Source organism: Amycolatopsis sp. NPDC041971, from assembly GCF_055588925.1.
In genome coordinates this window covers 486,448-498,383 of record NZ_JBVJCE010000003.1, presented here as the reverse complement: position 1 = coordinate 498,383, position 11,936 = coordinate 486,448, and the positions used below count along the sequence as shown (strand labels likewise).

The 11,936-nt window shown below is 69.7% G+C and carries 16 protein-coding genes; 4 read left to right on the top strand and 12 right to left on the bottom strand.

Going from position 1 to position 11,936, the window contains the following annotated elements; all coding sequences use genetic code 11:
• Nucleotides 1-104: 104 nt before the first annotated feature.
• From rdgB to ACZ6DT_RS10605, 5 genes are read right to left on the bottom strand one after another with little or no spacing between them, the layout of a single operon-like run.
• Nucleotides 105-710: an RdgB/HAM1 family non-canonical purine NTP pyrophosphatase gene (rdgB, locus tag ACZ6DT_RS10625; RefSeq protein ID WP_465591760.1), complete on the bottom strand. Its 606-nt coding sequence runs from the start codon at nucleotides 708-710 to the stop codon at nucleotides 105-107.
• Nucleotides 707-1,483: a ribonuclease PH gene (gene rph / locus ACZ6DT_RS10620; RefSeq protein ID WP_465591757.1), complete on the bottom strand. Its 777-nt coding sequence runs from the start codon at nucleotides 1,481-1,483 to the stop codon at nucleotides 707-709. The genes rdgB and rph overlap by 4 nt, the downstream gene beginning before the upstream one ends.
• Nucleotides 1,484-1,506: 23 nt before the next feature.
• Nucleotides 1,507-2,274 carry an MBL fold metallo-hydrolase gene (locus tag ACZ6DT_RS10615; RefSeq protein WP_465591755.1) on the bottom strand — a complete coding sequence of 256 codons (768 nt, stop codon included), beginning with the start codon at nucleotides 2,272-2,274 and terminating at the stop codon, nucleotides 1,507-1,509.
• A 29-nt stretch (nucleotides 2,275-2,303) separates the two neighbouring features.
• Nucleotides 2,304-3,110, bottom strand: a complete 807-nt coding sequence (gene murI, locus ACZ6DT_RS10610) for a glutamate racemase (RefSeq protein WP_465591752.1) — start codon at nucleotides 3,108-3,110, stop codon at nucleotides 2,304-2,306.
• A complete protein-coding gene (locus ACZ6DT_RS10605) occupies nucleotides 3,107-3,763 on the bottom strand; it encodes a rhomboid family intramembrane serine protease (protein ID WP_465591873.1) in 657 nt (218 codons plus the stop codon). The genes murI and ACZ6DT_RS10605 overlap by 4 nt, the downstream gene beginning before the upstream one ends.
• Before the next feature lie 91 nt (nucleotides 3,764-3,854).
• Here ACZ6DT_RS10605 and ACZ6DT_RS10600 point away from each other — a divergent pair, with 91 nt between their 5' ends.
• Nucleotides 3,855-4,727, top strand: coding sequence for an arylamine N-acetyltransferase family protein (locus tag ACZ6DT_RS10600; protein ID WP_465591749.1), 873 nt, complete (start codon nucleotides 3,855-3,857; stop codon nucleotides 4,725-4,727).
• Here the strand turns inward: ACZ6DT_RS10600 and ACZ6DT_RS10595 are convergent.
• The 7 genes from ACZ6DT_RS10595 to clpS all read right to left on the bottom strand — a co-directional run bounded on the left by ACZ6DT_RS10595 (nucleotide 4,688) and on the right by clpS (nucleotide 9,193).
• Nucleotides 4,688-5,401, bottom strand: coding sequence for an aspartate/glutamate racemase family protein (locus tag ACZ6DT_RS10595; protein ID WP_465591746.1), 714 nt, complete (start codon nucleotides 5,399-5,401; stop codon nucleotides 4,688-4,690). The genes ACZ6DT_RS10600 and ACZ6DT_RS10595 overlap by 40 nt on opposite strands.
• 111 nt (nucleotides 5,402-5,512) lie before the next feature.
• Entirely contained in the window at nucleotides 5,513-6,463 is a 951-nt protein-coding gene (locus tag ACZ6DT_RS10590; RefSeq protein WP_465591744.1) for a PLP-dependent cysteine synthase family protein, read from the bottom strand.
• A gap of 3 nt (nucleotides 6,464-6,466) precedes the next feature.
• On the bottom strand, nucleotides 6,467-6,739 hold the full coding sequence (locus tag ACZ6DT_RS10585) for a MoaD/ThiS family protein (protein WP_005165659.1): 273 nt from the start codon (nucleotides 6,737-6,739) through the stop codon (nucleotides 6,467-6,469).
• 73 nt (nucleotides 6,740-6,812) lie between these two features.
• Entirely contained in the window at nucleotides 6,813-7,229 is a 417-nt protein-coding gene (locus tag ACZ6DT_RS10580; protein WP_465591741.1) for a M67 family metallopeptidase, read from the bottom strand.
• Between the two features lie 121 nt (nucleotides 7,230-7,350).
• Nucleotides 7,351-8,343, bottom strand: a complete 993-nt coding sequence (locus ACZ6DT_RS10575) for a P1 family peptidase (protein ID WP_465591739.1) — start codon at nucleotides 8,341-8,343, stop codon at nucleotides 7,351-7,353.
• Nucleotides 8,340-8,897, bottom strand: coding sequence for a DUF2017 domain-containing protein (locus ACZ6DT_RS10570; protein WP_125799613.1), 558 nt, complete (start codon nucleotides 8,895-8,897; stop codon nucleotides 8,340-8,342). Before ACZ6DT_RS10570 ends, ACZ6DT_RS10575 begins: the two co-directional genes overlap by 4 nt.
• On the bottom strand, nucleotides 8,894-9,193 hold the full coding sequence (gene clpS / locus ACZ6DT_RS10565) for an ATP-dependent Clp protease adapter ClpS (protein ID WP_465591736.1): 300 nt from the start codon (nucleotides 9,191-9,193) through the stop codon (nucleotides 8,894-8,896). The genes ACZ6DT_RS10570 and clpS overlap by 4 nt, the downstream gene beginning before the upstream one ends.
• A gap of 74 nt (nucleotides 9,194-9,267) precedes the next feature.
• Between clpS and ACZ6DT_RS10560 the strand changes: the two genes are divergently transcribed.
• Genes ACZ6DT_RS10560 through ACZ6DT_RS10550 form a run of 3 tightly spaced genes read left to right on the top strand, consistent with a single transcriptional unit; the run spans nucleotide 9,268 to nucleotide 11,826 of the window.
• Entirely contained in the window at nucleotides 9,268-10,581 is a 1,314-nt protein-coding gene (locus tag ACZ6DT_RS10560; RefSeq protein ID WP_465591733.1) for a nicotinate phosphoribosyltransferase, read from the top strand.
• A 19-nt stretch (nucleotides 10,582-10,600) separates the two neighbouring features.
• Nucleotides 10,601-11,176: an isochorismatase family protein gene (locus tag ACZ6DT_RS10555; protein ID WP_465591731.1), complete on the top strand. Its 576-nt coding sequence runs from the start codon at nucleotides 10,601-10,603 to the stop codon at nucleotides 11,174-11,176.
• Nucleotides 11,173-11,826, top strand: coding sequence for a bifunctional 4-hydroxy-2-oxoglutarate aldolase/2-dehydro-3-deoxy-phosphogluconate aldolase (locus ACZ6DT_RS10550; RefSeq protein ID WP_465591728.1), 654 nt, complete (start codon nucleotides 11,173-11,175; stop codon nucleotides 11,824-11,826). Before ACZ6DT_RS10555 ends, ACZ6DT_RS10550 begins: the two co-directional genes overlap by 4 nt.
• Nucleotides 11,827-11,936 lie beyond the last annotated feature (110 nt).

Here is an 11,936-nt window from a genome sequence, read left to right as displayed (position 1 = left end):
GAGAAAAAAAGAAACAGAGGCCGCAGGGGGGGGGGGGGGGGGCCCCCAGGGGGGGTGGGGGTGGTGGTGGGGGCCCAAACCCAAACCCCCCCCCCACGACCAACTCAACCCACCAGCTTCCGCAGCTCCCCCGCCAACGCCCGCAGCGCCTTCCCCCTATGCGACAAACCGTCCTTTTCGGACGGTTCCAGCTCGGCGGAGGTCCGCGTCTCGCCTTCCGGCACGAAGATCGGGTCGTAACCGAATCCGTTCGTACCACGGCGTTCCCGGATCAGCGAGCCACGCCATTCCCCGCGCACCACGGTTTCGTCGTCACCGGGGACGACGAGCGCCGCCGCGCAGACGAAAGCCGCGCCCATCCGCTCGTCGGGTGTGTCGGACAGCTGCGCCAGCACGAGGTCCAGGTTCGCCTCGTCGTCGCCGTGCCTGCCCGACCAGCGGGCCGAGAGCACTCCCGGCATGCCGTTGAGCGCGTCGACGGCGATGCCGGAGTCGTCGGCGATGGCCGGGAGACCGGTCGCGGCGGCCGCGTCCCGCGCCTTCGCGAGCGCGTTGCCTTCGAAGTCCGGAGCGGTTTCGGGCGCTTCGGGGAACTCGGGGACGTCAGCGAGCCCGATGACTTCGATGCCCTCGATCCCCTCCGCCACCAGGATGCGCCGGAGTTCGCCGAGCTTCTTCGCGTTGCGGGTGGCGAGGAGCAGCTTGGTCACTTCGCGCCCTTCTTCTTGTCCGGACGCGGCTCGGGAAGCTCGCCGGGATACGGCAACGCGAGGGCTTCGGTCTGGAGGCGGGTCAGCTTCTCACAGCCCGCGAGCGCCATGTCCAGCATCGTGTCCAAAGTGGACCGGGCGAAGGTGGCGCCCTCACCGGTGCCCTGCACCTCGATCATGGTGCCGGCGTCGGTGGCGACGACGTTCATGTCGACCTCCGCGCGCGAGTCCTCTTCGTACGGCAGGTCCAGGCGCACACGGCCGTCGACGACGCCCACGCTCACCGCCGCCACCGAAGCCGAAAGCGGCTGCGGGTCGGCGAGGCGGCCCGCCGCGCCGAGCCACGTGACGGCGTCGGCGAGCGCGACGTAGCCGCCGGTCACCGCGGCCGTGCGGGTGCCGCCGTCGGCCTGGATGACGTCGCAGTCGATGACGATCGTGTTCTCCCCCAGCGCCGCCAGGTCGATGCAGGCGCGCAGGGACCGGCCGATCAGCCGGGAGATCTCGTGCGTGCGGCCGCCGACGCGGCCCTTGATGGATTCGCGATCGCTGCGGGTGTTGGTCGCCGACGGCAGCATCGCGTACTCGGCGGTGACCCAGCCGAGGCCGGAGCCCGCCCGCCAGCGCGGGACGCCTTCGGTGACACTCGCCGCGCACAACACCCGGGTGTCGCCGAACTCGATCATCACCGAGCCCGCGGGCCACCGCTGGAAGCCGCGGGTGATCTTGATGTCGCGAAGCTGGTCGTCGTTCCTGCCGTCTTTTCTCGCCACGGCCGTCACTCTAGAACCCCGTGTCAGAGGTCGTAGACGGCGCCCTGCTCGACCAGTTCGGCCCCGGGGAACGCGACGGCCGCCTCGGCGAGGACGGCGTCGCGGTCGGTCCAGGGCGCGACGTGGGTGAGCAGCAACCGCCCCACCCCCGCCTTGCGGCCCAGCTCTCCCGCTTCCTTGCCGGACAGGTGGACGCCGGGGGGCCGGTCGGGCGAGTCGGTCCAAGACGCTTCGGACAGCAGGACGTCGACGCCGTCGGCGAGGTCGGTCAGGGTGTCGCAGACGCCGGTGTCGCCGGTGTAGGCGAGGGTTTTGCCGCCGTGCGAAAAACGCAGGCCGAACGCCGGGGTCGGATGGTCGACCGGGACCGCGGTCACCTCGAACGGACCGATCTCCATGGGTTCTTCCCGCAGGACGTCGAAGGCGAAGACGTCGGAGAGATCGGTGGTCGCCCGCTCGTCCTCGTTCGCCGCGTAGGCGTGGGCGAGCCGCTCGTGCACGTCCGAGGGCCCGTACACCGGCAGCCGTCGCGGCCTCGCCGGATACGGCGGCGCGGGGTGGTAGCGCCGCAGCACGGTGAGCGCGCTGACATCGGCGCAGTGATCGGGGTGGAGATGCGAAAGGATCAGCGCCCCCAGGTCGAACGGGTCGCGCAGGGCCTGCAGCCTGGCGAGCGTCCCGTTGCCGAGTTCGAGCCCCAGGACGAACCCGTCCGCCTCGATCAGATAGCCGGACGCGGCGGCGTTGGGCCCGGGGATGCTGCCGGAGCAGCCGAGGATCGTGAGACGCACTGTGACACCTTAAGCACGGAATCGGCGTTTTATGCGCTGGTGGGAGCCAGCACACCCGGAGCGAAACCCATGAACCGCTGAGCGAGCCTCGTGAACGGCTCGGCGGATCCGGTGGCGACGAACTCGTGCCGCGGCGGGGTGTCGCGCTCGGCGAGGAGGACGGCTTCGGTGAGGACCCGCACGAGGTCACGCGCGGTCTCCTCGGCGCTGGACACCAGCGTGACGTCCTGGCCCATGACGATCTGCAGCACCCCGGACAGCAACGGGTAGTGCGTGCAGCCCATGACCAGCGTGTCGACCTGCGCGTCCAGCAGTGGTTCCAGATAACCCTGTGCGAGCCCCAGCACCTGGCGCCCGGTGGTGATCCCGCGTTCGACGAAGTCCACGAACCGCGGGCACGCGACGCTGGTGATCTCGACGTCCTGTGCGGCGTTGAAGGCGTCGTCGTAGGCGCGGGACCGCACGGTGCCCTCGGTGCCGATCACCCCGATGCGGCCGGAACGCGTGGCGGAAACGGCCCGGCGCGCGGCCGGGAGGACGACCTCGATCACGGGGACGTCGTAGCGTTCCCTCGCGTCACGAAGGCAGGCGGCGGAGGCCGTGTTGCAGGCGATGACCAGCGCCTTCACCCCGCCGTCGACGATGTCGTCCAGCGCTTCCAGCGCGTACTGGCGTGCCGTCGCGATGGGAAGCGGACCGTACGGGTTGCGGGCGGTGTCGCCGACGTAGCGCAACTGCTCACCGGGCAACTGCTCCAGGATCGCCCTGGCGACGGTGAGCCCGCCCACTCCGGAATCGAAGACGCCGATCGGGGCGTCGGCGCTCGGTTTGGTCACCCGGCGAGGCTACCGGGACCGGTCGCTTTCCTGGCTTGGGACCTGTCCATCCGCGCCATCACCCAGGCCGCGAAGACCCCGGACAGCGCGCCGAACAGGTGGCCCTGCCAGGAGACGTTCGGATCACCCGGAAGCAGGCCCCAGAGCATCCCGCTCCAGATGCCCAGCAGCACCACGGCCACCAGGATCTGCCCGACAGCACGATTGAAGATGCCCCGGACCAGCAGGAACGCGAGCCAGCCGAAGGCGACGCCCGAGGCGCCCACGGTCACCGTGCCGCCCGGTGCGATCAGCCAGACGCCGACGCCGGAGAGCACCCAGATGATCGCGGTCACCAGCACCCATCGGCCGATGCCCGCGGACATCGCGAGGAAGGCGAACACCAGCACCGGGACGGTGTTGGAGAACAGGTGTCCCCAGCCCGCGTGCAGCAACGGCGCCCAGATCACGCCGTCGAGATCGGAGACGTCACGGGCGACGATGCCGCCGCTCTGGTCGAGGTCGGCGGGCAGCACGACGTCGACCAGTTCGACCAGGTAGAGCAGCGCGGTGAAGGCCAGCGCCACGATCGCGGCGGCCTTCGGGTTCGGCGGCAGGACGCGTTTGGCCGGATCCGTACCGGGCTCGCTCACCGGGACCGGCTGGGGAGACAAAGGGGTCACCTCCCCAGGCTACGACGGCGACCGGCGGGATCGCCTCCGTGAGAACCCTGAATTGTCGGTGGGGGCCGCTACCGTTGATCACATGGGGACTTCTTCTTCCGAGCACGTCGACGTGCCCGCCTACCTCTCGCGACTCGGCCTCGAGCAGGAGCCACCGAGCCTCGACGCGCTTTTCCGGCTCCACGCGGCGCATGTGGAGCGAGTGCCGTACGAGGATTTCGAAGTCCAGCTGGGCCGGGTGACCTCGCTGGATCCCGCGGTGTCGTTCAGCCGGATCGTCGCCGGCCGGGGCGGTTACTGCTATCACCTCAACGGCGCGTTCTCGGCGCTGCTGCGGGCGCTCGGTTACCAGGTCGACCGGCATCCGAGCGGGGCGCAGCTGCCGGGCGATCCCGCCGGGATCCACCTCAACCACCTGGCACTGACGGTGACCGGGCTGCCGGAGACTCCCGAGGTCGGCTGGCTGGTCGACGTGGGGCTCGGGGACGGCATCCACGAGCCGCTCCCGCTGCGTGAAGGCGAGTACAAACAGGGGCCGCTGGTGTTCCGCATGCGGGCTTCGGACGTCACTCCCGGCGGCTGGCGCTTCGACCACGATCCGCAGGGCAGTTTCGTCGGGATGGATTTCGCGCCGGAGGCGGCCGTGATGGCGGACTTCGCCGAAAAGCACGTCGAGCTGTCCACGTCCGAGGATTCCGGATTCGTCCGCACGCTGGTGCTGCAGCGGCGCGACGCCGAGGGCGTGGATTCGCTGCGCGCGCTGACCTTGAGCGGTCTGCCGGGCGGCAAGGCGGTGCTGGATTCACCGGCCGAGTGGTGGACGGCGATCGAGGACGTCTTCGGCGTGCCTCGCGCCGGTTTCACCGGTGAAGAACAGGACAGGCTGTGGCGGCAGGCCGTCTCGCAGCACGAGCGTCACACCGCGGGAGGGAGTGAGGCCTCGCCCAGCGCGTAGTCCACGGCCGCTTCGGCGTGCAACCTCGTGGTGGGGAAGGTCGGCACCGGGCTGTCTTCGGGGCCGACGAGCAGTTCGATCTCGGTACATCCGTAGATGACGCCTTCCGCGCCCGCCTCGACGAGCCTCGCGATGACCTCGCGGTACCGCTCGCGGGAGCCCTCGGTGACGACGCCGTGGACGAGTTCGTCGTAGATGACCCGGTGCACCGTCTCGCGGTCTTGCTCGTCCGGGACGAGCACGTCGAGACCGTGCCCGGCGAGGCGATCGCGGTAGAACGGCTGGGCCATGGTGAAACCGGTGCCCAGGAGTCCGACCCTGTTGACGTCGCGGGCCTTGATCGCGGCGGCCGTGGTGTCGGCGAGATGCAGGAGCGGGATGCCCAGACCGTTCGTGAGCCGGTCAGCGACCTTGTGCATCGTGTTGGTGCACAGGACGACGAAGTCCGCTCCGGCGGCTTCGAGGCCGCGCGCGGCCGTGTTCAGTTCCCGTCCGGCGTCGTCCCAGCGGCCTTCGGCCTGCATCGCTTCGATTTCGGCGAAGTCCACGGAGTACAGCACGGTGCGCGCGGAGTGGTAGCCGCCGCGCAGCTCACGAACGCGCTCGTTGACCAGCCGGTAGTACTCGGCCGACGATTCCCAGCTCATCCCGCCCAGCAACCCGATGACCTTCATGCCGGCCATCGTGCCAGCGCCCCGCGTGCCGTGCCGCCAATGCCATGAACGGTCCGTTACTTGCAAATTTTGCAAGTAACGGACCGTTCATGGCACGCGCGGAGAGGCGAATCAGGCCCAGAGCTGTCCGTCGAGCCTTTCGGCCGCTTCGTCGAGCGAGCCGGAGTACGCGCCCGTCGAGAGGTACTTCCACCCCGCGTCCGCCACCACGAAGGCCACGTCGGCCGGCTTTCCCGAAGCGGCGGCCTTCTCGGCGACGGCCAGCGCCGCGTGCAGCACCGCGCCGGTCGAGATCCCCGCGAAGATACCTTCGTGCTCCAGCAGCTCACGTGTCCGGCGAAGCGCGTCGTACGCGCCGACGGAGTACCGGCCGTTGAGCACGCTCGCGTCGTAGAGCTCCGGGACGAAACCCTCGTCGAGGTTCCGCAGGCCGTACACCAGCTCGCCGTAGCGCGGTTCGGCCGCGATGATCTGCACGTCCGGCTTCGCCTCGTGGAGGTAACGCCCGACGCCGACCAGGGTGCCGGTGGTGCCGAGGCCGCCGACGAAATGCGTCAGCGTCGGCAGGTCCTTGAGCAGTTCGGGTCCGGTGCCGCGGTAGTGCGCGTCGGCGTTGGCGGGGTTGCCGTACTGGTAGAGCATGACCCATTCCGGGTTCGCCTCGGCGAGTTCCTTCGCGCGGCGCACGGCCTCGTTGGACCCGCCGGCGGCCGGGGAGAAGACGATCCGCGCGCCGTACGCCTGCAGCAGCTGTTTGCGTTCGGTGGAGGTGTTCTCCGGCATCACGCACACCAGGCCGTAGCCCTTGAGCTTCGCGGCCATGGCGAGCGAGATCCCGGTGTTGCCGGAGGTCGGCTCCAGGATCGTGGAGCCACGCCGGAGGATGCCTTCACGCTCGGCGGCCTCGATCATCGCCAATGCGGGGCGATCCTTGATCGAACCGGTCGGGTTGCGGTCCTCCAGCTTCGCCCACAACCGCACGTCGTGGGTGGGCGAAAGCCGGGGAAGGCCGACCAGCGGCGTGCCGCCGAGCGTGTCGAGCAGCGACTCGAAGCGAGCCATCGATCAGCCACCGGCCACGGCGGGGAGGATGGTCAGGGTGTCGCCGTCCTTGACCTCGGCCTCGAGGCCGCCGGAGAAGCGGACGTCCTCATCGTTGACGTAGACGTTGACGAAGCGGTGCAGCTTCTCTTCCTTGACCAGGCGGGCCTTGAGACCGCCGTGGCGGGACTCGATGTCGTCGATCACCTCGAGCACGGTCTTGCCGGTCGCCTCGACGGACTTCTCGCCGCCGGTGTGCGTACGCAGGATGGTCGGGATGGACACGGTCACGGCCATGGTTTTCTACCTCCGGTGGGTTCTCTGCTACGCAGACGTTCGGTCCGGGCCGGGTTGTCCCCGGGGCCGGGGTTCAGCCGATGATCTCGACGGGCTCCTCGGTGATCTCCCCGTCCACGATCCGGTACGACCGGAACTGGTGCGAATCGGGGTCCTTGGTGGAAACGAGCACGTAGTGCGCGTCGGGTTCCGAGGCGTACGAGACATCGGTGCGGGACGGGTAGGCGTCGGTCGCGGTGTGCGAGTGGTAGATGACCACCGGCACCTCGTCGTTGGCGTCCATCTCGCGGTAGAGCTTGAGCAGATCACCCGAATCGAACTCGTAGAACGTGGGCGAGCGCGCCGCGTTCAGCATCGGGAGGTACCGCTCGGGGCTGTCCGATCCCTCGGGACCGGCGATCACCCCGCACGCCTCATCGGGATGGTCACGACGGGCGTGGGCGACGATCTCGTCGACGAGTTCACGGCGGATCCGGAGCACATCGCCCATCTTAGGTGCTGGACGGGGCCGGTCCATACTCTGAGATTGCCGCCACTCAATCCCGCATTCAGTCCTCTGAATGCGGTCCTTGCGCGTGCAACTACCGCATTCAGAGGACTGAATGCAGGGGTCAGGAGAAGGCCTCGGGCCACACGTCGCGGTACGCGCGCATGCCTCCGGCGGAAGTGGCGTTGAGCACGCCGTGCACCATCGCCCGCCCAAACACCCGCGCGGCCGCCGAGCAGAGCGTGTCCAGCACCATCGCGCGCCGGGCCGCCGCGACGGGCCCCGCGCCACCGGGCAGCTCCCGGTCACCGGTCGCCAGCGCGAACACCGTGTCGCCGTCGAACATCGTGTGCGCCGGGCGGACCGCCCTGGCGAGACCGTCTTGCGCGGCCACCGCGAGCCGTCGCGCCTCCGCCTTGGACAGCGCCGCGTCGACCGCGACCACGCCGATGGTCGTGTTGAGCCCCGACGCCTTCGCTTCCACATCGCCGGGCCGGTCGGGCCAGCGGACGCCGAACTCGCCGTCGACCTCGTGATCGGCAGCGAACGCGCGGCCGGTCGAGAGGTCCACGGCCTCGCCGGCGGCGTTCACGGCGGCGACGACGCCGACGGTGAACTCCCCGACCTTCTCCGAGGCGGTCCCGATCCCGCCCTTGAGTGATCCCGCCTTCGCCCCCGCGCCCGCACCGACGGTCCCGAGCCCGACCGGACCCGCGACAGCCGCTTCACAGGCCGCATAACCGAAAGAGGCGTCCGGACGGTTTCCCCAGTCACCGCGCGGCAGGTCGAACAGCACCGCGGCGGGCACGATCGGCACCACCTCGTGCGGCTCGGTCCCGACCGGGATGCCCAGGTTCCGCTCGGCGAGCCAGCGCATGACGCCGTCCGCCGCGGCCAGGCCGTACGCGCTCCCGCCGGACAGGCAGATCGCGTTGACGTGCTGGACGAGGTTCTCCGGCTCCAGCAGGTTGGTCTCGCGGGTGCCGGGCGCGCCGCCGCGCTGGTCGACGGCTCCGACTGCGCCACCGGGGACCAGCACCACCGTCGTCCCGGTCGCCCAGCCGTCACCGACCCGCTCGTGGTGCCCGACCAGCACCCCCGGGACGTCGGTGATCATGACGTCAGCGACTGGATGAGGGTCTCCTGCACCCAGGTCAGCCAGTGGTAGACGCCGAGATGCGGCGCGCGTGGATCGTCCTCGGGCAGCTCGTCGGGCATGTCGTCGGTGACGTCGAGCGCGGTGCCCAGCGCCAGCCGGACGTCGTTGAGCGCGCCCAGCCAGGCGTCGGCCTGTTCGAAGGTCAGCCGCACGTTCCCGCCGTCACGCGGCAGGGTGTCCAGCACGATCTTGGCGACGCCGACCTTCTTGTCCAGCAGTTCGGGCTCGTGGATCGACCGCATCGCGGCGGCCGAGTCGATGTCCTCACGGGTCGGGTTGTCCGGGTCCAGCTTGTGGAAGTCCGGCAGCAACCGCGAAAGCACCGGATCGTCCGGCGATTCGGTCGGGCCCATCCGGATCCCGGTCAGCTCGGCCAGCTCGTCCTGCGGCGCCTCCTCGGCACGCGCGGTGAGCATGTCCTCCAGCTGACTGACCAGGCCACGCAGGACCGCGGCCTCCTGCTGCTCGAACCCCGCGACGATGGTCTCGCCCTTACGGCGCCATCCGTTCATGACGGCTGCTCCATCGTCGCCCAGAGACCGGCGGCGTGGAGTTTCGCGACGTCGGCCTCCACCTTCTCCTTGGAACCGGAGGACACGATCGCCTTGCCCTTCTGGTGTACGTCGAGCATCAGCTTCGTCGCGTGGTCCCGGCTGTACCCGAACAGCTTCTGGAACACGTACGTCACGTACGACATGAGGTTCACCGGATCGTTCCAGACGACCGTCCGCCAAGGTTTGTCCTCAGAGACGACTTCTGCTCCCTGTGGATCAACCTGCGTCTGCTCGGATGCGACAGCCGTGGACATGCACTCCATGGTGTCACGGGCCCGTTCCGGTATGGGCTGGCAGGTCCGGCCATGTGGGTGAATAGGCTGATGCCATGGGTTTCCCCGAGGCGGCCACTGGCGCCAGCACCGCGCTGCTCACCGACCACTACGAGCTGACCATGCTGGCCAGCGCCCTGTCCGACGGAACCGCGGACCGGCCGTGCGTCTTCGAGGTCTTCGCACGTCGTCTGCCCGACGGCCGCCGCTACGGCGTCGTCGGGGGCACCGGCCGTGTCCTCGACTCGATCGCGGACTTCCGGTTCACCGACGCCGAACTGAGTCAGCTGGAAGCGACGGCGGTCGTTGACGACGCCACCCTTTCGTGGCTGGCGGACTACTCCTTCTCGGGGAACATCGACGGTTACCCCGAGGGCGAGCTCTACTTCCCCGGCTCCCCGATCCTGACCGTCACCGGTTCCTTCGGCGAGGCCGTCGTGCTGGAGACGCTGATCCTCTCGATCCTCAACCACGACAGCGCGATCGCGTCCGCCGCCGCGCGGATGTCGGGCGCCGCGCACGGCAGGCCGATCATCGAAATGGGCGGGCGCCGCACGCACGAGTACGCCGCCGTCGCCGCCGCGCGGGCCGCGTACCTGGCCGGGTTCGCCACGACCTCCAACCTCGAAGCGGGCCGCCGTTACGGCATCCCGACGCGGGGCACCGTCGCGCACGCGTTCATGTTGCTGCACGACAGCGAAGAGGCGGCGTTCCGCGCGCAGGTGGACAAGATGGGCGCCGACACCACCCTGCTGGTGGACACCTACGACATCACCAAGGGCATCGAAACGGCCGTCCGGGTGGCCGGGACCGAACTGGGCGCGATCCGCATCGACTCCGGCGACGTCGGCCCGCTGGCGCGCAAGGCCCGCGAGCAACTGGACGCCCTGGGCGCCAAGGACACCCGCATCGTGGTGTCCGGCGACCTCGACGAACACGCCATCGCGGCACTCCGGGCGGAACCTGTCGACGCGTACGGCGTCGGGACCTCGGTCGTCACCGGTTCCGGCGCGCCGACCGCCGGGATGGTCTACAAGCTCGTCGAGGTCGACGGCAGGCCGGTCGCCAAGCGCAGCGCGCACAAGGAGTCCCGCGGCGGGCGGAAATCCGCGTTGCGGCGGCACCGCGAGACGGGCACCGCCGTCGAAGAGGTGATCTGGACCGCCGCAGCGCCGTCCTCGGTGGTACCGGAACGGGAACCGAACGACCACGAATTGCAGATTCCGCTGGTCCGGGACGGCCGGACGGTGGATGATCTGCCCACGTTGGACGACGCGCGCCAGCGGCTTCGGCGTGCGCTGGTGACCCTGCCGTGGGAGGGCCTCAAGCTCTCGCACGGGGAGCCCGCCATCCCGACCGTATTCGTCTAAAGAGACTCAGGAGCAACCCATGGGGACCGCCTTGATCGTGGTCGACGTGCAGAACGACTTCTGCGAAGGCGGGTCGCTCGGCCTGCCGGGTGGCGCCGCAGCCGCCGAAGCGATCTCCAAGCAGGCCGCGGAAGGTGGCTACGCGCACGTCGTCGCCACCCGCGACTATCACATCGACCCGGGCGATCACTTCAGCGAGACGCCGGACTTCAAGGACAGCTGGCCGCGTCACTGCGTCGCCGGCACTTCCGGCGCGTCGTTCCACCCCGCGCTCGACGTGGTGCCGATCAGCGAGGTCTTCTCCAAGGGCGAGTACACCGCCGCGTACTCCGGCTTCGAAGGCAACGCGCGCGACGGCAAGACACTCGACGCGTGGCTGAAGGAGCACGACGTCACCGAGGTCGACGTCGTCGGCATCGCGACCGACTTCTGTGTCCGCGCGACGGCGCTCGACGCGGTGAAGGCGGGTTTCAAGGTCCGGGTGCTGCTGGACCTCACGGTCGGCGGCTCGCAGCCGACCGTCGACGCCGCGCTCAAGGACTTCGACGAGGTGGGCGTGACCTACACCGGGAAGGCGCCGGTCCCGGCCGCATGATCCAGCACGACCTCCAGGACACCCTGATCGAAAACCGGCTCGTCGCGATCCTGCGGGCCGCGGACGCGAGCCGCTTCGCCGACGCCGCGACGGTGCTGCACGCCGCCGGCGTACGGGTGCTCGAAGCGGCGTTGACCACGCCGGGTGCCACCGACGCCATCAAGACCATCCGCAAGAAGCTCGGCGACGACGCGCACGTCGGCGCCGGGAGCGTGCGCGAGGTGTCCGATGTGGACATCTCGGCGGACGCGGGCGCGACCTTCCTCGTCACCCCCACGGTGAACCCACTGGTCATGGAACGCGCGCACGAACGCGGGCTGCCGGTGATCTGCGGCGCGCTGACCCCGACCGAGATCGACCAGGCGTGGCGTCTCGGCGCGGCGGCGGTGAAGGTGTTCCCGATCGCGGCCGTCGGCGGGATCGCCTACCTGCGGGCGATCCGGGCGCCGATGCCGGACATCCCGCTGGTACCGACCGGCGGCGTCCATCTCGCCGACGTCGGGAAATACCTCGAGGCCGGTTCGATCGCCGTCGCCGCCGCGACGCCGCTTCTCGGCGACGCGCTCACCTCGAGTGGGTCGCTGGCGGACCTGGCCACCCGGGCGAGTGAGTTCGTGGCCGCGGCCGCGAAGTACGTCTCGCGCGCTTAAGCCACTCCTCCCCCTCGCGGTTTTGTTCCTTTGTCTGGTGGTTTTTTGACCCCAGGGCGAAGCCCCCAGAGGAAAAAAACGAGAAGGGGGTGGGGGTTTTTTTGTCCCCC